This is a genomic window from Luteimonas sp. J29 (assembly GCF_000472505.1).
Classification (GTDB): domain Bacteria; phylum Pseudomonadota; class Gammaproteobacteria; order Xanthomonadales; family Xanthomonadaceae; genus Luteimonas.
In genome coordinates this window covers 199,725-220,922 of the sequence record NZ_AWZR01000007.1, presented here as the reverse complement: position 1 = coordinate 220,922, position 21,198 = coordinate 199,725, and the positions used below count along the sequence as shown (strand labels likewise).

Genomic DNA, 21,198 nt, shown 5'->3' with positions numbered 1-21,198 from the left:
ATGGCGGGCGGGCGGACGCCTGCCGCGGAAGCGGTGGCCGCGCGCCATACACGCACCTGCCTGCTGCAATGCAGCAGGCCGTCGACTATCGCAGGGTGCCGATCAGGCCCGCGAGGGAGTAATCTCGCGGGGACCGAAGCAAGCCGGGGGAAGCACACTGTGAATGCAATCGTCCTGATGCTGATCGGACTTGGCGCGATGGCGCTGGGCTACGCGTTCTACTCGAAGTTCATCGCCGAGAAGATCTACCGGTTGCAGGCCGACTACCCGACGCCCGCACATACCATGCGCGACGGCGTGGATTACGTGCCCACCAACCGCTTCGTGCTGTGGGGGCACCACTTCACCTCGGTGGCCGGCGCGGCGCCGATCGTCGGCCCCGCGATCGCGGTGATCTGGGGCTGGCTGCCCGCGTTCCTGTGGGTGACCCTGGGCACGATCTTCTTCGCCGGCGTGCACGACTTCGGCGCGTTGTGGGCCAGCGTGCGCAACAAGGGCAAGTCGATGGGCATGCTCAGCGGCAGCTACATCGGACGCCGTGGGCGCAACCTGTTCCTGGTCGTGATCTTCCTGCTGCTGCTGATGGTCAACGCGGCCTTCGCGGTGGTGATCGCCAACCTGCTGGTGTCCACGCCGACCTCGGTGATCCCGGTCTGGGGCGCGATCCTGGTGGCGCTGGTCATCGGCCAGCTGATCTACCGCTGGAAGGTCGGCCTGCTGTGGCCGTCGATCGGCGGCGTGATCGTGCTCTACGCGCTGATCCTGGTCGGCAACAGCTATCCAATCGTGCTGCCGGACCCGATCCTCGGCATGACCCCGCGCTCGGCCTGGATCGTGCTGCTGTTCCTGTACGCGGGCATCGCCTCGCTGCTGCCGGTGTGGGTGCTGCTGCAGCCTCGCGACTACATCAACGGCCTGCAGCTGTTCGTGGGCCTCGGGATCCTGTACGTGGCGGTGCTGCTGGCCTCGCCGACGATCGTCGCGCCGCCGATCAACCATGCGGTGCCGGAAGGCACGCCGGGCATCATGCCGCTGCTGTTCGTCACCATCGCCTGCGGCGCGATCTCCGGCTTCCACGGCATGGTGGCCTCGGGCACCACGTCCAAGCAGCTGGACAAGGAAACCGACGCGCGCTTCGTCGGCTACTTCGGCGCGATCGGCGAGGGCATGCTGTCGCTGGCCGCGATCATCTGCTGCACCGCCGGTTTCGCCACGCTGGTCGACTGGCAGGCGGTGTACGCGCAGTTCGGCGGCGGCGGCGTGGGCGCCTTCGTCAATGGCGGCGACGCGCTGCTGATCGAGGGTCTCGGCATGCCGGAGCAGCTCGGCGCAACGCTGCTGGCGACGATGGCGATCCTGTTCGCGGCCACCACCATGGACACGGGCCTGCGCCTGCAGCGTTTCGTGGTGCAGGAAGCGGCCGAGCTCGCGGGCTTCAAGGTCGGCACGTTCCTGGGCACGGTGGTGGCGCTGGCCGTGTGCATGGCGCTGGCCTTCGGCGCCGGCAGCGACGGCAGCGGCGGCATGGTGATCTGGCCGCTGTTCGGCACCACCAACCAGCTGCTGGCGGCGCTGACCCTGGCCGTGGTGTCGGTGATCCTGATCCGCAAGGGCCGCAATCCGGTCTTCACCCTGGTGCCGCTGGCGTTCCTGCTGGTGATGTCGGTGTACGCGCTGATCGTCCAGCTCGGCACCTTCAAGGCCCAGGAGAACTGGCTGCTGTTCGGCATGGACCTGGTGATCCTGGTGGCCGCGCTGTGGGTGTCGTTCGAGGCGGTGCTGGCGATGCGTCAGGGCCGCGACCCGAACGCGGCGCCGGACGGCACGCTGGAGTCGGAGCGCGCCTGATGCGGGAACCGGCGGCGCCGGCGGAATCGTGGTGGGCGCGCCTCTCGGCCGCCCTCGGCGAGTTCTACGCGGCGCCGTACCGGCGCACCTTCGCCCGGGCCAGACGCGACGAGGACGACCTGTTCATGCTGCTGGTGTACTCGGAGGCCCTGGGCGTGCCGAATCCCGCCTCCTGGTACACGCTCGAGCTGATGCCGGTGATGTACGAGCGCTTCCATGACTGGCACCGCCGGATGGGCATGGAGCGCTCGCCGCTGGACCACGTCGGATGCTGCTGACCCTCGCCGCCGGGCGGCGGATGCTGTTCTTCGGCGGCAAGGGCGGGGTGGGCAAGACGACGGTCGCGTCCGCCGTCGCGCTGGCCCAGGCCCGCGCCGGCCGGCGGGTGCTGCTGGTCTCCACCGACCCCGCGCACAGCCTCGGCCACCTCTGGCAGCGCGCGATCGGTCCCGAGCCGCGCGCGCTGGTCGACAACCTGCAGGCGGTGGAGATCGATCCCGCGGCCACCGTCGACGCCCACCTGCGCCAGGTCGGCGATTCGCTGCGTCGCCTGATGCCGCCGCACCTGGCCGGCGAGGTCGACCGCCACCTGGCCCTGTCGCGCGATGCGCCGGGCATGCACGAGGCGGCGCTGCTCGAGCGGGTGGCGACCCTGGTCCACGACGCCCCGCGCGAGCACGACCTGCTGGTGTTCGATACTGCGCCCTCGGGGCACACCGCGCGGCTGATGGCGCTGCCCGAGATGATGGCCGCCTGGACCGACGGCCTGCTGCGCCGCCAGGAGCGCAGCGCGCGCTTCGGCGCCGCGCTGCGCAACCTCGGCGGCGACGATGGCGTGGCCGAGCGCGCGATCGGCGGCGGCGCGGCGCCGGGTACCGCGGGCGACCGGGACCAGGCGATCCGGGCGGTACTGGAGCGGCGGCGGCACCTGTTCGCGCACCTGCGCGAGGCGATGGCCGACCCGCAGGCCACCGCCTTCGTGGTGGTGCTCGCCGCCGAACGGCTTCCGGTGCTCGAGACCATCGAGTTCCAGGCCAGCCTCGAGGCCGCGGGCGTCCACGTCGCGGCGCTGGTGGTCAACCGGCGCTCGCCCGCCGACGCCGGTGGCTTCCTGGCAGGGCGGCGCGCACAGGAGCAGGTACACCTGGACACGCTCGACGCGGCGCTGCCGTCGATTCCGCGGGTGGAACTGCCGCTGCTGGCCGAAGACGTGGTGGGCGAGGCGGCGCTGGCGCGGTTCGCCGCGCTGCTCGAAGGCGCCGGCTAGAGCCAGCCGATCCGGCGGAACCGGCGGTACAGCCCCACGCAGATCGCGGCCACCCCCACCAGCAGCGCCGGATACGCGTAGCGGCCGTCCAGCTCCGGCATGGCACGGAAGTTCATCCCGTACCAGCTCGTGACCAGGGTCGGCACCGCCAGCAGGGCGGCCCAGGCGCCGAGGCGCTTGACCACCTCGCCCTGGGCCTGGGTCACCAGCGCCTGGTTCACCGTGAGCGCGGTGCCGAGCATGTCGCGCAGCACGTCGATGGTCTGGTTGATGCGCAGGCTGTGGTCGAGCACGTCGCGCAGGTACACCCGCACTTCCTCCGGCAGCAGCGGGTTGGCACTGCGCACCAGCTGCGAGAGCACGTCCTGCATCGGCGCCACGTTGACCTGCATGTAGGTCAGCTCGCGCTTGAGGTCGTAGAGCCGGATCACGGTGTCGCGGTCGAACGAGTCGCTCACGATGTCCTTCTCCAGCGCCGGCAGGGCCGCCTTGAACTCGTCCACGATCGGCACGTAGTTGTCGACGATGGCGTCGAGCACCGCGTACAGGCCGAACGCCGGGCCGAGCGCCAGCAGTTCCGGCTCGCGCTCGATGCGCGCACGCGCGGCCGCATAGGACAGCGAGGCGCCGTGCCGCACCGTGATCAGGTAGCGCGGACCGAAGAACACGTGGGTCTCGCCGTAGGCGATCCTGCGGTCCACCACCTGCGCGGTGCTGGCCACGAGGAAGAACGAGTTGCCGTAGCCCTCGAGCTTGGGCCGCTGGTGGGCCTTGTGCGCGTCCTCGATCGCCAGGTCGTGCAGGCCGAACTGTTCCTGCAGCCGTTCGAGCACGGCGTCGTCGGGCTCGTACAGCCCGATCCAGGCGAAGCTGCCGGGATCGCGCGCGAGCAGTGCGCCGATCCGCCCAAGCGGCACGTCGCGATGCGCGCCGTCCCCCGCGTACACGATGGAGTTGACGACGCTGGGCGGATTGGCGGGGGCGGTCTGTTCCATGCGCGCATCCTGCGCCCGCCGGCGGCGGGCGGCAACCGGAGCCGCCCGCCAGGATGGGCTACTGCGCCACGAACCGGATCGCCTGCCCGCCGCCGGGCGCCAGGCGCAGGGTGAGCGTGTCGACGGACGTGACCTCGCGCGCCTCGATCACGATGTCCTCGCGGTTGCCACGGTAGTCGGCACGGTCGCCGTCGCGGTACACCTGCGCGGTATAGCGGCGGCCGGGTTCGAGGAAGTCGAGCGCGACCTCGAGCGTGCGCGGTTGCGCGTCGGTCACCGCGCCCAGGTACCAGTCGTCGCCGCCGCGCTCGCGGCGCGCGATGGTCACGTACTCGCCGACCTCGCCATTGAGCACGCGCGTGGCCTCCCAGTCCACCGGCACGTCCTTGATGAACTGGAACGGGCCGGGGTTGCGTTCGTAGTTGTCCAGCAGGTCGGCCGCCATCTGCAGCGGGCTGTAGATCACCACGTACAGCGCCAGCTGCTTGGCCCAGGTCGTCTCCACGCCGCCGGGCGCCCGGGTCTCCATGCCGAAGATGCCCGGCGTGTAGTCCATCGGCCCCGCCAGCAGGCGGGTGAACACCAGGGTCGGCTCGTGCCCCGGCGGATTGCCCGGCTGGCCCCAGGCGCTGTACTCCATGCCGCGCGCGCCTTCGCGGGTGAGCCAGTTCGGATACGTGCGGCGCAGGCCGGTGTCCTTGACCGGCTCGTGCGGATTGACCGCGATCCGGCGCCTGGCCGCCGCCTCCACCACGCGCAGGTGGTGGTTCACCATGTCCTGGCCTTCGTGCCAGGCGAAGACGAGGTTGCCGTCGGCGTCGCGCACCTTGGCCTGGCCGGCGTCGGCGACGTAGCCGGTCTTGACCGCGGGAACGCCCACGCGCCGGTAGAGGTCGAACGCGGCGTCCATCTGCGATTCGTAGTGGGCGGCGTGGCCCGAGGTCTCGTGGTGGCCGATCAGCACCACGCCCCTCTCGCGCGCGTAGGCGCTCAACGCCTCGAGGTCGAAGTCGGGATAGGACCGGGTGAAGCTGAACGCCTCGCCGTTGCCGAACCAGTCGCCGTCCCAGCCGAGGTTCCAGCCTTCCACCAGCACCCCGCCGAAGCCGTGGCGGGCGGCGAAGTCGATGTGCCGGCGCACGTTCTCGTTGGTCGCGCCGTGCTTCGGTCCGGAGGCCCAGGACTTGAGGTCCATGTGCATCTCCCACCACACCCCGACGTACTTCATCGGCTTGACCCACGACACGTCGCCGAGGCGGTTGGGTTCGTTGAGGTTGAGGATCAGCGGGGACTCGACCAGGTCGCCCGCGCGCATGCCCAGCTGCAGCGTGCGCCAGGGCGTCCGGAACGGGGTGGCGACCGAGACCTTGGCCCGCGCGCTGGTGCCGGGGGTGAGCGCGGCCTTGAGGCGGCGGCCTTCGACCCGGGTCAGGTTCATGCCGGCGTAATCGACCAGCGCCGCCTCGTGGATCGACGCGTGCATGCCGTCATCCATGCGCAGCGTGATCGGGGTCTGCGCGTCGCCGACCTCGCGCAGCGGGGTCGCGTGGTAGAGGTACTCGGCGCGGTTCCACTCGAAGGCGGGGATCCACCACGCCGCGGCGTCTTCGGCGAGGTGGAACTCGGTCAGCTCCTCGACGATCTCCAGCCGCTCCAGCGCCGGCTGGCGACGGAACACGTAGCGGAAGCCGAGGCCGTCGTCGTACAGCCGGAACACCACGTCGAAGTCGCGCCCTGGACCCGACTTCTCGCGCAGGGTGACCGTCAGCTCGTTGTAGTGGTTGCGGATCTCGCGGCGCTCGCCCCAGGGCTGCTCCCAGGTCTGGTCGAAGGTGGACCGGCGGACGTCGGCGATCGCGAGGTTGCGGTCGAGCTTGGGTGCATCGGCCAGGATCATGCCCAGGCGCGATGGCGCGAGGACCTGCCGCCCGGCGCGCGTGACCGCGTATCTCGGCCGGCCGTCGCCATCCAGCCCCAGCTCGACGCACACCACGTTGCCGGGCGAACACGCGCCCGCGGTCGCTGGCGCGTCCTGCGCGGCGGCAGGTGCGGCGCACAGCAACACGAGCGCGGACAGTCGATGGATCCACATCGTGCGTCTCCTCCCTCGTGAAGATCGGCCGATGGTAGCCACGGCGCCGTGGGTGCGCCCGTCGCATACGTATGCATGCACGCGGCGAGCGCGCGCGGACCTGCTCAGCCGGTCGCGCGGGGACGGGCCGCCAGGGCCCATGCCAGCGCCAGGTGCACCGGCAACATCAGCGCGATCCAGTGCGCGTTGCGCTGTGGCAGCACCGGCAGCAGGTGCAGGAACAGCGCGAGCACCGCGCACGCCGCCACCGCCCAGGCGAGCACGCGGAACGCGACGCCGGGCGCGCGCCCGCGCACGATGCGCCAGCCGCCGTGGAGCAGCAGCAGGCTCAGGGGCGGGAACAGCAGCAGGTTGTGGTTGGCCCAGGCGAAGCGGTGCCCGGTGCCGACCCACAGGAACAGCATTGCCGCACCCAGCACCGTGCATGCGGTCCACAGCGCCATCGCCGCGCCCGCGACCACGCGCGGATGGCGCGGTGCGGCCAGGCGGATCGCGACCGCCAGCGCCAGGCCGGCCAGCAGCCATGGCCACCAGCGGCGCGGCGACTCCGGCGGCTCCGGCGCCAGCCGGTGCGGGAGGATCTCCTCGGTCGCGATCACCAGCGGGCGGCCGTCGTCCAGGTGCACGCCGGCAAGCACGTCGGCCAGGCGCATCGGCACGAAGGCGTCCTCCCACAGCGAGTTGGGGCGGTCGGCGGCGGGCCCGAGGCCGAGGTCGAAGCCCAGCCACATCCACGGCGCGGGCGAGGCCAGGCGCACCGCGTCCCCGCGGAACGTGTTGCCGCGCGAACGCCCCGCGACCTGGCGCCGCAGCGCGCCGCCGAGCGCGCGGTCGAGCGCGTCGCGCACCCGCGTGGAGCAGTTGTCGGTGAAGTAGTCGTAGCGGTAGACCGCGTTCTCCGGCCGCGCGTTCTCGGCCAGGGCCGCCGCCAGCGCCCCGGCCTGGGCCGGGTCGAGGTCCAGCCACTGGATCGACACGCCGCGGCCGACCTCGCGGTAGTAGGCCAGGTCGTGCGACAGCGGCAGCGCGACCAGCCGGTAGCGCATGTCGCCGCGCACGAAGCGGGCCATGAAGCCCGGCTCCTCCATGTCGAAGAAGCCGAAGTTGTACGACACCGGCTCGGGCAGCGCGGGATCGTCGACCACGATGGCGTTGTGGCCGAAGCGCTCGAAGAAGATCTCGCCGGGCAGCATGGTGGCCACGCCGATGCGCGGCGCGGCCTGCGCCAGCGGGGCCAGCAGCAGGCACAGCGCCAGCAGCGCGGTGCGGACGACGGCGTCGCGCGCCGGCGACCCGTTCAAGGCCGCGCCAGCCGCCGGCGCGCGTGCGGGCAGGGCAGCGGCATGCTCAGTCCGTCCCATTCCCGAGCACGGTCACGTGCAGCGCGTGCAGCCGGCGCGCGTCGGCGCGGGCCACGCGGAAGCCGAAGCGGCCGAGGGTGAGTTCCTCGCCGGCCTCTGGCAGGTGGCCGATGGCCGCGGTGACCAGGCCGCCGATGGTGTCGTACTCGTCGTCGTCGAAGTCGGCGCCGAAGCGTTCGTTGAAGTCGTCGATCGGGGTGAGCGCGTCGACCACGTACTGGCCGTCGGCCTGGGCCGCGATCAGCGCCTCGGGATCCTCGGCGTCGTCGTGCTCGTCGTCGATCTCGCCGACGATCTCCTCCAGCACGTCCTCGATCGTGACCAGGCCGGCGACGCCGCCGTACTCGTCGATCACGATCGCCATGTGGTTGCGCGACTGGCGGAACTCGCGCAGCAGCACGTTGAGCTTCTTCGACTCGGGGATCAGCACCGCCGGGCGCAGCAGCTCGCGGATCGAGGAGGGGCCGTTGTCGGCGACCACGCCGCGCAGCAGGTCCTTCGCCAGCAGGATGCCGAGGATCTCGTCCTTGTCCTCGCCGTGCACCGGGAAGCGCGAATGCCCCGATTCGACCACCTTCTTCATCAGGTCGAGGAAGCGGGCGTCGGCGGGCAGGGAGACCATCTGCGCGCGCGGCACCATGACGTCGGCGACGGTCATGTCGGACACCGCCAGCGCGCCTTCCATCATGCGCAGGGTGTCGGCCTCGATCAGCCCGTCCGACTGGACGTCGCGGAGCAGTTCGATCAGGTCGTCGCGAGTGCTGGGCTCGCCGGATATGGCGGAACTGAGTCGTTCCAGCCAACTGCGCCTTCGTTCCGGGGTCTTTTCCGGTTGGTCGGAGACGCTGCTACTGTCGTCCTCGGACATTGCAGTAAGTGCTTGATCTGGCATACGCCCGGGTGGGCGGCGGGTCCAGTCTAACGGACCCGGGGCGGGGCCCCAAATCCCCCGCCTGCGGACGGCCTGGCGCGGTGGCCGGCGCCGTCCCGGCCTAGCCCGGCAGCGTGTACGGGTCGGCGATGCCCAGCCCGGCCAGGATCTCGCGCTCGAGCTGCTCCATGGCCTCGGCCTCCACGGCGTTGCCGTGGTCCCAGCCGAGCAGGTGCAGCACCCCGTGCACGGTGAGGTGGGCGAAGTGGTCGGCCACCGGCTTGCCCTGTTCCTGCGCCTCGCGCAGCACCACCGGCGCGCACAGCACCAGGTCGCCGAGCAGCGGCATCCGGATCCCCGGGGGCAGCCCCTCGGGCAGGTCGGCGGGGAAGCTGAGCACGTTCGTGGCGTAGTCGCGGCCGCGGTAGTGGCGGTTGAGGGCGCGCCCCTCGCGGGTGCCGACCAGGCGGATGGCGAGGTCGGCCTCCCGGATCCGGCCGGCCAGCGCGGCCGCCACCCACTTGCGGAACGAGACGGCCGACGGCAGGCCCTTGCGCGGGACCGCGTAGCCGACGGCGACGTCCAGACGGATGGGGCCCCTGGTCATGGCGCCCAGTCTAACCGCGCGGCCGCCGCCGGGCGCGAGGCCGCCCGCTCAGTCGCGCCAGTCGTCGGCGGGGTACTCGACCAGCACCAGCTCGGCGTCGTGGGACAGCGCGGCCAGTTCCGCCTCGTCGGCCGCGTCGCGGCAGTTGCCCGCCTCCAGCGACGCCTGGGCCGCCACCATCCCGCGCAGGAGCATCTGCTGCATTTCGCGTCGCGGGAGTCCCGGGTCCACGTGGAGGGTGGTGTCGGCGCACCCGCCGACGTTGTAAGCCTGCACCGCGGGCACCAGCTCGCGCATCGCGCGGTCGGCCAGCGCGGCGAAACGCCCGCGGTCGATGCGCGCGGCCGTGGCGCTGACCCGCCCCTTGAAGAAGTACAGGTGGCGGTAGAACAGGTAGCCGCGCGAATGCATCGCGAACCAGTCGCCCTCGACCTGGCCGGGATACTCGAAGGCGAGGTCGAGCCTGCGGCCGCGGATGCGCCGGTCCACCGCGGCAAGCGCCTCCATGAGCATCCGCTCGACGTCCGCGTCCCCCGACCCGCGCCGGTCGCGCCTGCGCTTGCCGGGCCCGTCGCCGTCCGCGGGCGCCTGGCCCAGGTCGAACGCCACCGCGTCGGACATCGACAGGGCGCGGAACCGCCCCTCCCGTTCGGCCGTCCGCAGGCTGGCGACGAAATCGCGCATGCCGTGGTCCAGCGCCGCTTCCGCGCGGTCCTGGCCGAAGGGATAGATGAACAGGTCGATGCGCGTCTCGTCGTGGCCCGGCAGCGCATAGCGCAGCATGACCCCCGGCGAAGCGTTGCGCGGGGTCGTAGTGCGCGTGCTGGAGGACGAAGTCGCCGACCTGGCGTGGGGCCACCACCCAGGTGCGCTCGATCAGGGCGCGCGCCGGCGCATCGGGCGCCACGGCCGTCCCGGAGGGCGGCTCGGCGCGGGCGGCGGTGCAGGCGAGCAGCACGGCGAGCAGGCAGCCGGCCTGATGTCGGACTCCGGGCATCGCGGGCTCCAGGGCTCGCGGGCGCTCCCCGGCGCCCGGCCAGGCCATCCTAGCCCTGGGGGCCGGACTCCGCATCCATGGCGTCGCGCCGGTCGTAGGCGTCCACGATCCGCGCCACCAGCGGATGCCGGACCACGTCGCGCGGCTGGAAGAACGTGAAGCTGACGCCGTCCACGCCGCGCAGCACCTCGATCGCGTCCTTGAGCCCGGAGCGCACGTGCCGCGGCAGGTCGATCTGGGTCATGTCGCCGGTGACCACCGCGGTGGAGCCGAAGCCCAGGCGGGTCAGGAACATCTTCATCTGCTCGATGGTGGTGTTCTGCGCCTCGTCCAGGATCACGAACGCGTCGTTGAGGGTGCGGCCACGCATGTAGGCCAGCGGCGCGATCTCGATGACGTTCTTCTCCAGCAGCCGGACCACCTTCTCCACGCCCAGCATCTCGTACAGCGCGTCGTACAGCGGGCGCAGGTACGGATCGACCTTCTGGCTCAGGTCGCCGGGCAGGAAGCCGAGCTTCTCGCCGGCCTCCACCGCCGGGCGCACCAGCACCACGCGCTGCACCCGCGACTGGTTGAGCGCATCGACCGCCATGGCGACGGCGAGGAAGGTCTTGCCGGTGCCGGCCGGGCCGACGCCGAAGTTGATGTCGTGGGTGGCGATCGCGTGCAGGTACCTGGCCTGGTTCGGGCCACGCCCGCGGATGGTGCCGCGCTTGACCCGCACCGCCACCTCCTGCGGCAACACCTCGTCGTCGTCGCGCGCGGCGCCGGCGGCCGACAGGCGCAGGTGGATCGCGCCGGCGTCGAGCGGCTCGCCCGCCGCCTCGTCGTAGAGCTGGCGCAGCAGCGACTCGGTGCGCGCCACCGCGCGTTCGTCGGCCCCGGTCACCCGGAACACGTTGCCGCGGTTGGCGATTTCCACGCCCATGCGCAGTTCGATCTGGCGCAGGTGGGCGTCGAACGGACCGGCCAGGTTGGCCAGCCGCTCGGTGTCGGGCGGGTCGAGGGTGAAGTCGCGCTGCGGGCGGGTCATTGGCGCTGGGTCCGGGCGGTCCGGCTGGGGGGAGGGGGTACTGTAACGCCGCGCCGGTGGCGGGCGGGCCGGGCGCGTCGTCAGTCGCCGTCGACCACCACGCGGCCGCGCAGCGAGTTGCTCATGGCCTCGGTGATCACCACGTCGACGAACCGGCCGACGAGCCGCGCCGGCGCGGGGAAGTTCACCGAGCGCATGTTCTCGGTCTTGCCGGTCAGTTCGGCCGGATTCTTCCTTGAGGGGCCCTCGACCAGGATCCGCTGCACCGTGCCGACCATCGCCTGAGAGATGCGCGCGGCGTTGGCGTTGATGGTGGCCTGCAGGCGCGACAGGCGCGCGTGCTTGACCTCGTCGGACACGTCGTCGGGCAGGTCGGCCGCGGGCGTGCCCGGGCGGCGCGAGTAGATGAAGGAGAAGCTCTGGTCGAAGCCCACGTCCTCGATCAGCTTCATCGTCTTCTCGAAGTCGGCGTCGGTCTCGCCGGGGAAGCCGACGATGAAGTCCGAACTGATCGAGATGTCCGGCCGCACCGCGCGCAGCTTGCGGATCTTCTGCTTGAACTCGAGCGCGGTGTAGCCGCGCTTCATCGCCGCCAGGATCCTGTCGCTGCCCGACTGCACCGGCAGGTGCAGGTAGTTGGCCAGCTGCGGCACGTCGCGGTAGGCCTCGACCAGCGAGTCGGAGAACTCCAGCGGGTGAGAAGTGGTGAAGCGGATCCGGTCGATGCCGTCGATCTGCGCGATGGTGCGGATCAGGAGGCCCAGGTCGGCGACCTCGCCGTTGCCCATGTCGCCGCGGTAGGCGTTGACGTTCTGGCCCAGCAGGTTGACCTCGCGCACGCCCTGGCCGGCGAGCTGCACGATCTCCACCAGCACATCCTCGAACGGGCGGCTGATCTCGGTGCCGCGGGTGTAGGGCACCACGCAGAAGCTGCAGTACTTCGAGCAGCCTTCCATGATCGACACGAACGCCGACGGGCCTTCGGCGCGCGGCTCGGGCAGGCGGTCGAACTTCTCGATCTCGGGGAAGCTGATGTCGACCTGCGGCTGCTTTTCCTCCCGGCGGGCGCGGATCAGCTCCGGCAGCCGGTGCAGGGTCTGCGGGCCGAACACCAGGTCCACGAACGGCGCGCGGCGGATGATCGCCTCGCCTTCCTGCGAGGCCACGCAGCCGCCGACGCCGATGATCACCTCGCGGCCCTCGCTGCGCAGGCGCTCCTCCTTGAGCAGGCGCCAGCGGCCGAGCTGGCTGAACACCTTCTCCTGCGCCTTCTCGCGGATCGAGCAGGTGTTGACCAGGACCACGTCGGCTTCCTCGACGTTGGCGGTCAGCTCCAGGCCCTCGCTGGCGGCTAGCACGTCGGCCATGCGGGCCGAGTCGTACTCGTTCATCTGGCAGCCGTGGGTCTGGATGAAGAGCTTGCCGCGCGGGCCGCCGGCGGGGCGGGGCGTGGCCGGGGCGGACGCGGGATCCGCGAGGATGGGCAGTTCGGTCATGGCGGTGTTCCGGGGCGCGGCGGTGAATCCGGGCCGGAGGGGTGGGCATCCGGGTGGGGAACCGGGCGCCCGGGCGGGCGCGGCGGGCGCCTGCCGGCGCGATGGGGTCCCCCGCCGGCCCGCTAGTGTAGGGCCTGGCGCGGCCGGTGGCCGGCCGCGTCCGGTTCCGGAACCGTGCGCCGTTTAACAATCAAGCACTTGGAATGCGGGCCGGAAGCGTGGACACTGCGCGCATGAAAGGGGGATGGGGGCTGATCGCGGTCGCAGGGCTGGCGCTCGTGGCGCTGGCCCCGCCGTCGTTCGCCGGCACCATCTACCGCTGCGATACGGCCGACGGCCAGCGCAGCTACGTCAGCAAGCGCGTTCCCGGCGCCACCTGCAAGGCCGTGACCAGCTACCGCAGCTCGTCGGCGTCCGCGCAGCGCCCGCCGCCCGCCGCGTCCGGCGGGTCCGCGATCCCGGCCTCGGCCAGCGCCAACCCTCCGGCCACCTTCATGGGCGGCGGCGGGTCCGGGGCCACGTCCGCGCCTGCCCCTGCACCCGCGGTCACCGCGTCGTCCGGTTCCACGCCGCAGCGCCGCCTGCAGCAGGGGCAGGTCTATTCCTACGTCAAGGACGGGGTGCGCCACTACACCAGCCAGCCGCCGCGCGGCGGCGTCGCCAGCAGCGCGGTGCGCACCATCCGCTACAGCTTCTTCGAGACCTGTTACGCCTGCGCCCCGCTGCCGGGGGTGAACTTCGGCACCGTGCGCCTGAACACCACCGCCTACGCCGCGGAGATCAAGGCGGCCGCGGCCCAGTTCGGGGTCGAGGAGGCGATCGTGCGCGCGATCATGCACGCCGAGTCGGCCTTCAACCCGAACGCCCTGTCCCGCGCCGGCGCCCAGGGCCTGATGCAGCTGATGCCCGCCACCGCCCGGCGCTTCGGGGTGGCCAACCCTTACGACCCGGCCCAGAACATCCGCGGCGGGGTCGAGTACCTGGCCTGGCTGCTCAAGCGCTACAACGGCGACCTGACCCTGGCCGCCGCCGGCTACAACGCCGGCGAGGGCGCGGTGGACCGCTACAAGGGCGTGCCCCCCTACAGCGAAACCCAGCGCTACGTGGTCCGCGTCGCCCAGCTGGCCGAGCGCTACCGCGGCCACCTGGCCGCCAACAACTGATCCCGGCGCCGCGCCGCGCGTCCCGGCCCCGCACCCGCGCGGGCCGGCCGATGGCGTCCGCGACCCTTGCCGCGGCCATTGCGCCGGCACCCGGGCGGCCGCGGCCGCCTGGCCGTGCGGCCGCCGCAAGCTGCTGAGCCGGCAGGGAAATCAGGCGCCCGGCGGTCGCAGACGTTGTCGCCGGATTCAGCGTTCCGCTACACTTCATTGTTCTTTGCGCACGCCTCCGGGGACGGGGCGATGCGCGGCAGCCACATTCCTAGACAGCTACCGAAAAGGTTTCGCGGAGAGCCGGATGGCCAACGAAGCGGTATTGGATCCCGCCGACGGCGGGGAGCCCGACCACAAGGGCAGGCGTCGGTTCCTCACCGGCACGACACTGGCCGTCGGCGCCGTCGGCGTGGGGTTCGCGGCGGTCCCGTTCATCAAGTCCTGGAACCCGAGCGCCCGTGCGCAGCTCGCCGGTGCCCCGGTGACGGTGGACATCAGCGCCCTGCAGGAAGGCCAGCGCATCATCGTCGAATGGCGCGGCCAGCCGATCTGGATCGTCAAGCGCTCCAAGGCGATCCTGGAGGCGCTGCCCACCCTGGACCCGCTGCTGCGCGACCCGAACTCGGAAAACGCCGACCAGCAGCCGGCCTACATCGCCGAAGCCAACCCGCAGCTGCGCTCGCTCAAGCCCGAGATCTCGGTGCTCGTAGGCCTGTGCACGCACCTGGGCTGCTCGCCGGAGATGGTCGCCGAGATCCGCCCGGAGCCGTTCGACCCCGAGTGGAAGGGCGGCTACTTCTGCCCGTGCCACAAGTCGAAGTTCGACATGGCCGGCCGCGTCTTCCAGGGCGTGCCCGCACCGACCAACCTGGCGGTGCCGCCACACCATTTCGCCGACGACAACACCATCGTCATCGGCGTCGACCCGGGAGCGGCGTGAGATGTCCAACGTGATCGTTCGCAGCGTCAACGGCGTCTGGGACTGGTTCACCGCGCGTGCGCCGGGTTTCCTGCCGTTCTACAAGAAGCACATGTCGGAGTACTACGCTCCGAAGAACTTCAACATCTGGTACATCTTCGGCGTGCTGTCGCTGGTGGTGCTGGTCAACCAGATCGTCACCGGCATCTTCCTCACGATGCACTTCAAGCCGAGCGCCGCGGAAGCGTTCGCCTCGGTCGAGTACATCATGCGCGACGTCGAGTGGGGCTGGCTGATCCGCTACATGCACAGCACCGGCGCCTCGATGTTCTTCATCGTGGTGTACATCCACATGTTCCGCGGCCTGATGTACGGCTCGTACCAGAAGCCGCGCGAGCTGGTGTGGATCGTCGGCATGCTGATCTACCTGGTGCTGATGGCCGAGGCCTTCATGGGCTACGTGCTGCCCTGGGGCCAGATGTCGTTCTGGGGCGCCAAGGTGATCATCTCGCTGTTCGGCGCGATCCCGGTCGTCGGCAACGGCCTGACCGAGTGGATCATGGGCGACTACCTGCCCAGCGACGCCACCCTCAACCGCTTCTTCGCCCTGCACGTGATCGCGCTGCCGCTGGTGCTGCTGCTGCTGGTGGTGCTGCACATCTTCGCGCTGCACGAGGTCGGGTCGAACAACCCCGACGGCGTCGAGATCAAGAAGGGCCCGAAGGGCAACCGCTGGTCGCCGGCCGCGCCGGCCGACGGCATCCCGTTCCACCCGTACTACACGGTGAAGGACGGCTTCTACGTCTGCTGCTTCCTGGTCATCTGCGCGTTCGTGATCTTCTTCGCGCCCGCGTTCGGCGGCTGGTTCCTCGAGCACGACAACTTCACCGAGGCCAACCGCCTGGTGACGCCCGAGCACATCAAGCCGGTGTGGTACTACACCCCGTTCTACGCGATGCTGCGCGTGGTGCCGCACAAGCTGTCCGGCGTGCTGGTGATGTTCGGCGCGATCGCGATCCTGTTCCTGGTGCCGTGGCTGGACCGCGCGAAGGTGAAGTCCTACCGCTACCGCGGCCTGCTGTCGAAGGTGCTGCTGGGGCTGTTCGCGATCAGCTTCATCTGGCTGGGCAAGATCGGCGCCGGTCCGGGCACCGACCCGGTCGAGACCATCATCGGCCGGTTCCTCACTGCCTACTACTTCGTGTTCTTCCTGACCATGCCGCTGTGGACGGCCTGGGACAAGACCAAGCCGGTGCCGGATCGGGTGACGATGCATGAATAAGACCTTCCTCGCCCGCATCGCCGCGTTCGCCTGCGGCATGCTCCTGTCGTTCTCCGTGCTCGCCGCCGGCGGCGGCAACCTGCAGCACGCCGGCACCGACATCAGCGACCGCGCGTCGCTGCAGCGGGGCGCGCAGCTGTTCATGAACTACTGCGCGGGCTGCCACTCGCTGAAGTACCTGCGCTATTCGCGCATGGCCGAGGACCTGGGCCTGACCGAGGAAGAGGTGATGACCCACCTCAACCTTACCGGCGCGGCCTTCGGCGACCATATCGTGTCGTCGATGCCGGCCGACAAGGCCTCGGAGTGGTTCGGCCAGGTGCCGCCCGACCTGAGCCTGATCACCCGCGTGCGCGGCAGCGACTGGGTGTTCACCTACCTCAAGTCGTTCTACCTCGACGAATCGCGTCCGCTCGGCTGGAACAACACCCTGTTCCCGAACGCCTCGATGCCCAACCCGCTGTGGAAGCAGCAGGGCCTGCAGCACGCGGTGTACGGCGAGCCGGACGCCACCGGCGAGGCGCCGGTCGAGCACCTGGAGATCTCGACCCCCGGCACCCAGAGCCCGGCCGAGTTCGACCAGACCGTGCGCGACCTCACCACCTTCCTCGAGTACGCCGGCGAGCCGGTCGCGATCAAGCGCCAGGGCATCGGCGTGTGGGTCGTGCTGTTCCTGGCCTTCCTGTCCGTGCTGGCCTGGCTGCTGAAGAACGAGTACTGGAGGGACGTGCACTGAGTTGCACCCCGGCCGGGGGAGTGCGGTCCCGCGGGATCGGGACCGCGCCACCGGCTGCTGCGGGGATGCCAGACCGTGGTGACCTGCCGCGAGGGGCGGCCGGCACCGTGCGACCGGCGGATTCCGGTCGCGGGAGAAGGCCTTCATGGCTGCGAGTCCACGTATGCGCAACGCGATGACGCTGTATTCGGCCGTAGACGATGTGCTCTGCCACCGGGTGAGGCTGGTGCTGGCCGCCAAGGGAGTGGCGTACGACCTGGTGCCGGTGGACCCGCAGAACCCCCCGCCCGACCTGATCGACCTCAACCCGTACCATTCGGTGCCGACCCTGGCCGAGCGCGACCAGGTGCTGTACGCGGCCAGCGTGGTCTGCGAATACCTCGACGAACGCTACCCGCATCCGCCGCTGATGCCGGTGGACCCGCTCTCGCGTGCCCGCCTGCGCCTGGCCATGCTGCGCATCGAGCACGACTGGGTGCCGCAGGTGCAGGCGATCCAGTACGGCGGCAAGCAGCAGGCCGACGCCGGCCGCAAGCGCCTGAAGGAGCTGCTCACCGCCTCGGTGCCGCTGTTCCGCGCCAGCAAGTTCTTCCTCAACCCGGAGATGAGCCTGGCCGACTGCGCCATGGCCCCCATCATCTGGCGCCTGCCCGCGCTCGACGTGCCGCTGCCCAAGGATGGCAAGGTGATCGAGGAGTACGGCAACCGCATCTTCCGCAATCCCGGCTTCCTGCGCAGCCTCACCCCGCAGGAGAAGAACCTGCGCGAGTTGCCGGACTGATCCGCTGCGCCCGGCCGCCTGCGCGGCGGGCGCGCCACGGGGCCCACGACCCGCGATGCCAGATTCCCCACCCACGATGACCAGCCACCGCCCGTACCTGCTGCGGGCGCTGTACGAGTGGATCACCGACAACGGCATGACGCCGCACATCCTGGTGGACGCATCGCAACCGGGCGTGCGCGTGCCCGCGCACACCATCAAGGACGGCCGCGTGGTGCTCAACATCGCCGACCGTGCGGTCGCGCGGCTGGAACTGGACAACGACGCGGTGCGCTTCACCGCCCGCTTCGGCGGCGTCAGCCACCCGGTGCAGGTGCCGGTGGGGGCGGTACTGGCGATCTACGCCCGCGAGACCGGGCAGGGCATGGCCCTGCCGGAAGACGTCGGCCACGGCGACCCGCCGCCCGAGGACGATCCCACCCCGCCGTCCGACGGCCCGGGCGATGGCCCCGGCGACGAGCCCGCGCCGCGCCGCGGCTCGCACCTGCGCGTCATCAAGTAGCCGCCCCGCGGCCCGGGTGCAGGGTCACCGCCTGCGCCGCGCGGGCGGGGCCGCTGAACGCGACCAGACGCTCCCCGTGCAGCACCAGCTGCCCGACGTGGCGGTCGATGCCGTCCTCGGAATACTCGAAGCGGAAGCGGCGCTCCAGGCCCAGCCGCCCGTCCTCGCGCCGCCGCAGCCGCAGGCCGCTGGCGTGCACGCTCTGGTCCAGCCAGATCACCCCCGCCGCCCGGCAGGCGTCGCGCCCCAGCTGCGTGGCCCGCTCGGCCGCGGCGCGCGCGGAATTCCACCAGGCATAGGCCGCCGAACCGGCCAGCATCAGGAAGATCAGGGTGGGGAAGTCGGGCATGGGCGCAATGTGGCGTCAGCGGCTGGCGATTGCAATTGCCAGCGGCAGGGCGCAAAGCCCCTGCGCGCGCGGTGGGCCAATGCGGGCCGGATCGCGCCCCGGGGCCGGACTAGCCCACGCGGTCCGCCGTCGCGGACGGGTGCGGGACGCGCATGTCCAACGCCATCGTGCTGCCGCTGCCGGGCGTCGTCGGCCGCATCAACCGGTCGCAGGGCACACGCAGCGGCGCAATCTCGACCTTCGGCCGGAGACGCCGGGTGAAGTAGCCATCCTTGTAGTAGCGGATCTTCCTGCACAGCGCCGGATTGGCAAGGGCCTCGTAGAGGATGATCTGCTTCTGCGGGCCGAGGGCCTTGAGCTCCTGGGGCAGCATCAGCGCACGCTTTTCCAGCACCTCGTTGTCGGACACGTGACTGCCCCCTCCATGGGATCGGGTTCGCGCCTTGCGCTTGATGGTGCGATAGCCGAGCATCTCCGAATAATCGTTCGCATCCTGCTGCTCGCGCGGAGCGAAGATGATTTGCAGCGCGTGGTTGGTGATGATCGTGCGGGACAGCTCCTTTCCGTATACGGCGTCGAGTTGCGCCATCGACTGGATGATGGGCAGCAGTCGCAGGTTGTAGCCGGCCATGTAGGCGACTGCGCGGGAGATGATATCGACCCGTCCGATCGACGTGAATTCGTCCATCAGCAGCAGGCACTGGTGGCGCAGGCCTGGATCGCTCTGCGGAAGTGCGCGGGTGTTGACGTTGATCAGTTGGCTGAAGAACAGGTTCACGACCAGCCTGCTCTCCGCCAGCTTGTCCGGCTGGATGCCGACGTAGATCGTCATGCGCTTGCGGCGTACTTCGTCCAGGCGGAAGTCGTCGCCGCCGGTGGCCGCATCAAGAACCGGATTGAGCCAGGCGTTGAGCGGCTCGCGGAAGGTGCCGATGATCGACGCGAAGGTCACGTCGGCCTGGGACAGGAGGCCAGAGAACGCTGTCCGGGTGTGTTCGCCGATCGCCGGGTTGCCCATCAGGCCTTGCAGGTAGGGCTTGAGTTCGCCACCATCGCCAGCCGCCAGTCGCAGCACCGCGCCCAGCGTCGGCTGGGGCAGGGCATCCAGGACTGCGCCTTCGCGCAGCTGTGCTTCGCGTGTCTCGAACAGGTAGAGCGCGAAGGCCACGAACGCATTGCGCGCCTGGCTGCACCAGAAGCGGTCCTTGTCGTCACCGTCCGGGTACAGCATGGCCGCGATCGCCTGGAGGTCGGAGATCCGGAAGGCGGGATCCTGCGACACGTACGACAACGGATTCCAGCGGTGTGTCCGGCGATCCTCCGCGAAAGGATTGAACAGGTAGACCTCGTGCCCGATGGACTTGCGCCAGCCCGAGGTTAGATCGAAGTTCTCCTGCTTGATATCGAGCACCACGACGGATTCGCGGTAATCCAGCAGGTTCGGAACCACCACGCCGACGCCCTTGCCGGAGCGGGTGGGTGCGGCGAGGATCACGAACTGTTGCCCGGACAGGCGCAGGATCCTTCCATTCATCCGACCGATCACGATTCCATCGTCCCGCCGACGCAGGAATCCGCGGCTGGCGAGTTCCACCAGCGTCGCGAAGCGCGCGCGGCCGTGGATGTTCCTGTGGTCGCGCGGCTTCAACAGCATCACCATCAACGACGCCCATACCAGCAGCATGAGTCCGCCCGCCATTGCCCCTGCAACGATGATGCGCGTCGAGTAGCGCGACACCGCGGGATGCTCGATGTGCCGCAAGTAACCAAGGTAGGTCCCGATGCTGCCTTGGCCGGGATCGAGTCCGAGAAACATCAGCGCCAGCCAGCCGGAGAAGTAGAGGGTGGCCAACACGCAAAGCACGGTGGCGGCGAGCGCTGCGATGATCCTGTTGTCCACGATGTCTTCCTTGGCTCTGGGGACGGTGGCAGTTTCGATCCGGTCAGCGGGGCTGCAGTTCCGGCGGCGGATCGCTGTCGACCAGTACGTAGTGGTCGTTCCTCTCCCAGCGGCGCAGGCCGTCCGCGAGCTTGATGCATGGTCGACCGTCGCACGAGGTGATGGTCACCTCGTCCAGCGCCTTGATCACCTCCAGGCGCACCGTCGCCTCGCGGCTGCGCGCGACGTTGATCGCGGCCACGTAGCCGGAGCCGGCCACTGCGGCGAGCGCGCCCACCAGCGCCACTGCAACCGCCTTGAGCCCCATCCAGCGCGCACGCCGTTCCAGCGCGGCCTGCTCGACGCGCGCCCGCTCGATCATCGCATGGAGCTGGCGAGTTCCTTGGCCGAGAACCTGCAGGGCGGCCGGGAGCTCCGTGGCCATGGACTCCCGCAGTGCGTCGCGGGCGCTGGCCGCGAGCCGTGACTGGCCTTCGTCCATGGCGCGGGAAAGCGAGACGGAGAGATCGTGCAACTGGGCGCACGCGGACTCGCATTGCCGAGTGAGATGTGCACCCAGCAAGGCGGCACTGGCGACGAACTCCTCAACCGACTTCTGCTCCATGTCAGCCTCCTTGCGAAGAAGAAGCGTGATCGCAAGGATGGGCCCCCCGCGGGTGAAGGTGGCGACCTGGAGAGGGAACGGCCGTGGATGCGCCGCCGAGACCGGGTCGGCACGGCACGTCGGAAAGGTTGTCACGGAAGGGTGGACACGTTCCATGTGCCGTCATGCGTCGATCCCTCGAACTGTGGCCGGTTCATCGACGGCCGCGCCTGGCAGGCCGCCCCGCTTCCGGTCGGAGCCTTCGCTCCAGTGGACCACCTTCCTGGCGGCCTGACCCCGTGGTATGCGCCCGAAAGCCTGTGCGATCTTGGATCAGGCGCCCGTCCGCCGCAACCGCAGTTAGTGGCTCCTCTTGCGGGAGCCGGCATGTGACGCAGTATGCACGAAGGGTGCTTGACGACCGC

19 protein-coding genes and 1 pseudogene are annotated in these 21,198 nt (G+C 70.4%); 9 read left to right on the top strand and 11 right to left on the bottom strand.

From position 1 onward, the window contains the following. The 3 genes from LUTJ29_RS0113080 to LUTJ29_RS0113070 are packed head-to-tail and all read left to right on the top strand — an operon-like array spanning position 1 to position 3,115. Positions 1-1,848: a carbon starvation protein A gene (locus LUTJ29_RS0113080; protein ID WP_255327223.1), complete on the top strand. Its 1,848-nt coding sequence runs from the start codon at positions 1-3 to the stop codon at positions 1,846-1,848. After that, on the top strand, positions 1,848-2,126 hold the full coding sequence (locus LUTJ29_RS0113075; protein WP_027072905.1) for a cory-CC-star protein: 279 nt from the start codon (positions 1,848-1,850) through the stop codon (positions 2,124-2,126). Before LUTJ29_RS0113080 ends, LUTJ29_RS0113075 begins: the two co-directional genes overlap by 1 nt. Beyond that, positions 2,117-3,115, top strand: a complete 999-nt coding sequence (locus LUTJ29_RS0113070; RefSeq protein WP_027072904.1) for an ArsA family ATPase — start codon at positions 2,117-2,119, stop codon at positions 3,113-3,115. The genes LUTJ29_RS0113075 and LUTJ29_RS0113070 overlap by 10 nt, the downstream gene beginning before the upstream one ends. Here LUTJ29_RS0113070 and LUTJ29_RS0113065 read toward each other — a convergent pair. From LUTJ29_RS0113065 to miaB, 8 genes are all read right to left on the bottom strand, one after another. Further along, complete coding sequence (locus tag LUTJ29_RS0113065) at positions 3,112-4,110, bottom strand: magnesium and cobalt transport protein CorA (protein WP_027072903.1); 999 nt, start codon at positions 4,108-4,110, stop codon at positions 3,112-3,114. The genes LUTJ29_RS0113070 and LUTJ29_RS0113065 overlap by 4 nt on opposite strands. A gap of 58 nt (positions 4,111-4,168) precedes the next feature. Further along, positions 4,169-6,202, bottom strand: coding sequence for a glycoside hydrolase family 97 protein (locus LUTJ29_RS0113060; RefSeq protein WP_043741396.1), 2,034 nt, complete (start codon positions 6,200-6,202; stop codon positions 4,169-4,171). 104 nt (positions 6,203-6,306) lie between these two features. After that, positions 6,307-7,503 (bottom strand): DUF4105 domain-containing protein, encoded by a 1,197-nt coding sequence (locus LUTJ29_RS17470; RefSeq protein ID WP_051323007.1) that lies wholly within the window; start codon positions 7,501-7,503, stop codon positions 6,307-6,309. A 46-nt stretch (positions 7,504-7,549) separates the two neighbouring features. Next, entirely contained in the window at positions 7,550-8,431 is an 882-nt protein-coding gene (locus tag LUTJ29_RS0113050; RefSeq protein ID WP_027072901.1) for a transporter associated domain-containing protein, read from the bottom strand. 124 nt (positions 8,432-8,555) lie between these two features. Next, positions 8,556-9,041 (bottom strand): rRNA maturation RNase YbeY, encoded by a 486-nt coding sequence (gene ybeY, locus LUTJ29_RS0113045; RefSeq protein WP_027072900.1) that lies wholly within the window; start codon positions 9,039-9,041, stop codon positions 8,556-8,558. Between the two features lie 48 nt (positions 9,042-9,089). Next, positions 9,090-9,824: a hypothetical protein gene (locus tag LUTJ29_RS0113040; RefSeq protein WP_027072899.1), complete on the bottom strand. Its 735-nt coding sequence runs from the start codon at positions 9,822-9,824 to the stop codon at positions 9,090-9,092. Between the two features lie 263 nt (positions 9,825-10,087). Then, positions 10,088-11,071 (bottom strand): PhoH family protein, encoded by a 984-nt coding sequence (locus tag LUTJ29_RS0113035; RefSeq protein ID WP_027072898.1) that lies wholly within the window; start codon positions 11,069-11,071, stop codon positions 10,088-10,090. An 80-nt stretch (positions 11,072-11,151) separates the two neighbouring features. Continuing rightward, entirely contained in the window at positions 11,152-12,567 is a 1,416-nt protein-coding gene (miaB, locus tag LUTJ29_RS0113030) for a tRNA (N6-isopentenyl adenosine(37)-C2)-methylthiotransferase MiaB (protein ID WP_027072897.1), read from the bottom strand. 233 nt (positions 12,568-12,800) lie between these two features. On the opposite strand from miaB, the gene LUTJ29_RS0113025 reads away from it, so the two are divergent. From LUTJ29_RS0113025 to LUTJ29_RS0113000, 6 genes are all read left to right on the top strand, one after another. Then, the gene (locus LUTJ29_RS0113025) at positions 12,801-13,730 is read left to right on the top strand and encodes a lytic transglycosylase domain-containing protein (protein ID WP_027072896.1); all 930 of its coding nucleotides are present in this window, start codon (positions 12,801-12,803) and stop codon (positions 13,728-13,730) included. 295 nt (positions 13,731-14,025) lie between these two features. After that, a complete protein-coding gene (gene petA, locus LUTJ29_RS0113020; RefSeq protein ID WP_027072895.1) occupies positions 14,026-14,661 on the top strand; it encodes a ubiquinol-cytochrome c reductase iron-sulfur subunit in 636 nt (211 codons plus the stop codon). A 1-nt stretch (position 14,662) separates the two neighbouring features. Beyond that, a complete protein-coding gene (locus LUTJ29_RS0113015) occupies positions 14,663-15,922 on the top strand; it encodes a cytochrome bc complex cytochrome b subunit (protein WP_027072894.1) in 1,260 nt (419 codons plus the stop codon). After that, a complete protein-coding gene (locus tag LUTJ29_RS0113010; RefSeq protein WP_027072893.1) occupies positions 15,915-16,658 on the top strand; it encodes a cytochrome c1 in 744 nt (247 codons plus the stop codon). The genes LUTJ29_RS0113015 and LUTJ29_RS0113010 overlap by 8 nt, the downstream gene beginning before the upstream one ends. Before the next feature lie 145 nt (positions 16,659-16,803). Continuing rightward, a complete protein-coding gene (locus tag LUTJ29_RS0113005; protein ID WP_027072892.1) occupies positions 16,804-17,439 on the top strand; it encodes a glutathione S-transferase N-terminal domain-containing protein in 636 nt (211 codons plus the stop codon). A 55-nt stretch (positions 17,440-17,494) separates the two neighbouring features. Further along, the gene (locus LUTJ29_RS0113000; RefSeq protein WP_027072891.1) at positions 17,495-17,941 is read left to right on the top strand and encodes a ClpXP protease specificity-enhancing factor; all 447 of its coding nucleotides are present in this window, start codon (positions 17,495-17,497) and stop codon (positions 17,939-17,941) included. On the opposite strand, the gene LUTJ29_RS0112995 is transcribed toward LUTJ29_RS0113000, so the two are convergent. The 3 genes and pseudogenes from LUTJ29_RS0112995 to LUTJ29_RS18705 form a co-directional block, all read right to left on the bottom strand. Continuing rightward, complete coding sequence (locus tag LUTJ29_RS0112995) at positions 17,934-18,290, bottom strand: DUF3301 domain-containing protein (protein ID WP_043741394.1); 357 nt, start codon at positions 18,288-18,290, stop codon at positions 17,934-17,936. The genes LUTJ29_RS0113000 and LUTJ29_RS0112995 overlap by 8 nt on opposite strands. Before the next feature lie 229 nt (positions 18,291-18,519). Then, positions 18,520-20,193, bottom strand: a pseudogene (locus LUTJ29_RS17465) (type IV secretory system conjugative DNA transfer family protein); the annotation flags it as partial. 40 nt (positions 20,194-20,233) lie between these two features. Next, a complete protein-coding gene (locus LUTJ29_RS18705; protein WP_144774124.1) occupies positions 20,234-20,794 on the bottom strand; it encodes a hypothetical protein in 561 nt (186 codons plus the stop codon). Positions 20,795-21,198: the final 404 nt, after the last annotated feature.

What these genes read in the sequence shown, in the direction of transcription:
- petA (WP_027072895.1), top strand. Translation starts at nt 14,026, where the DNA reads ATGGCCAACGAAGCGGTATTGGATCCCGCCGACGGCGGGGAGCCCGAC.
- miaB (WP_027072897.1), bottom strand. Translation starts at nt 12,567, where the DNA reads ATGACCGAACTGCCCATCCTCGCGGATCCCGCGTCCGCCCCGGCCACG.
- LUTJ29_RS0113035 (WP_027072898.1), bottom strand. Translation starts at nt 11,071, where the DNA reads ATGACCCGCCCGCAGCGCGACTTCACCCTCGACCCGCCCGACACCGAG.
- LUTJ29_RS0113070 (WP_027072904.1), top strand. Translation starts at nt 2,117, where the DNA reads ATGCTGCTGACCCTCGCCGCCGGGCGGCGGATGCTGTTCTTCGGCGGC.
- LUTJ29_RS0113010 (WP_027072893.1), top strand. Translation starts at nt 15,915, where the DNA reads ATGAATAAGACCTTCCTCGCCCGCATCGCCGCGTTCGCCTGCGGCATG.
- ybeY (WP_027072900.1), bottom strand. Translation starts at nt 9,041, where the DNA reads ATGACCAGGGGCCCCATCCGTCTGGACGTCGCCGTCGGCTACGCGGTC.
- LUTJ29_RS0113015 (WP_027072894.1), top strand. Translation starts at nt 14,663, where the DNA reads ATGTCCAACGTGATCGTTCGCAGCGTCAACGGCGTCTGGGACTGGTTC.
- LUTJ29_RS0113005 (WP_027072892.1), top strand. Translation starts at nt 16,804, where the DNA reads ATGGCTGCGAGTCCACGTATGCGCAACGCGATGACGCTGTATTCGGCC.
- LUTJ29_RS0113025 (WP_027072896.1), top strand. Translation starts at nt 12,801, where the DNA reads ATGAAAGGGGGATGGGGGCTGATCGCGGTCGCAGGGCTGGCGCTCGTG.
- LUTJ29_RS0113075 (WP_027072905.1), top strand. Translation starts at nt 1,848, where the DNA reads ATGCGGGAACCGGCGGCGCCGGCGGAATCGTGGTGGGCGCGCCTCTCG.
- LUTJ29_RS0112995 (WP_043741394.1), bottom strand. Translation starts at nt 18,290, where the DNA reads ATGCCCGACTTCCCCACCCTGATCTTCCTGATGCTGGCCGGTTCGGCG.
- LUTJ29_RS0113060 (WP_043741396.1), bottom strand. Translation starts at nt 6,202, where the DNA reads ATGTGGATCCATCGACTGTCCGCGCTCGTGTTGCTGTGCGCCGCACCT.
- LUTJ29_RS0113080 (WP_255327223.1), top strand. Translation starts at nt 1, where the DNA reads ATGGCGGGCGGGCGGACGCCTGCCGCGGAAGCGGTGGCCGCGCGCCAT.
- LUTJ29_RS0113000 (WP_027072891.1), top strand. Translation starts at nt 17,495, where the DNA reads ATGCCAGATTCCCCACCCACGATGACCAGCCACCGCCCGTACCTGCTG.
- LUTJ29_RS18705 (WP_144774124.1), bottom strand. Translation starts at nt 20,794, where the DNA reads ATGGAGCAGAAGTCGGTTGAGGAGTTCGTCGCCAGTGCCGCCTTGCTG.
- LUTJ29_RS0113065 (WP_027072903.1), bottom strand. Translation starts at nt 4,110, where the DNA reads ATGGAACAGACCGCCCCCGCCAATCCGCCCAGCGTCGTCAACTCCATC.
- LUTJ29_RS0113050 (WP_027072901.1), bottom strand. Translation starts at nt 8,431, where the DNA reads ATGTCCGAGGACGACAGTAGCAGCGTCTCCGACCAACCGGAAAAGACC.
- LUTJ29_RS0113040 (WP_027072899.1), bottom strand. Translation starts at nt 9,824, where the DNA reads ATGCTGCGCTATGCGCTGCCGGGCCACGACGAGACGCGCATCGACCTG.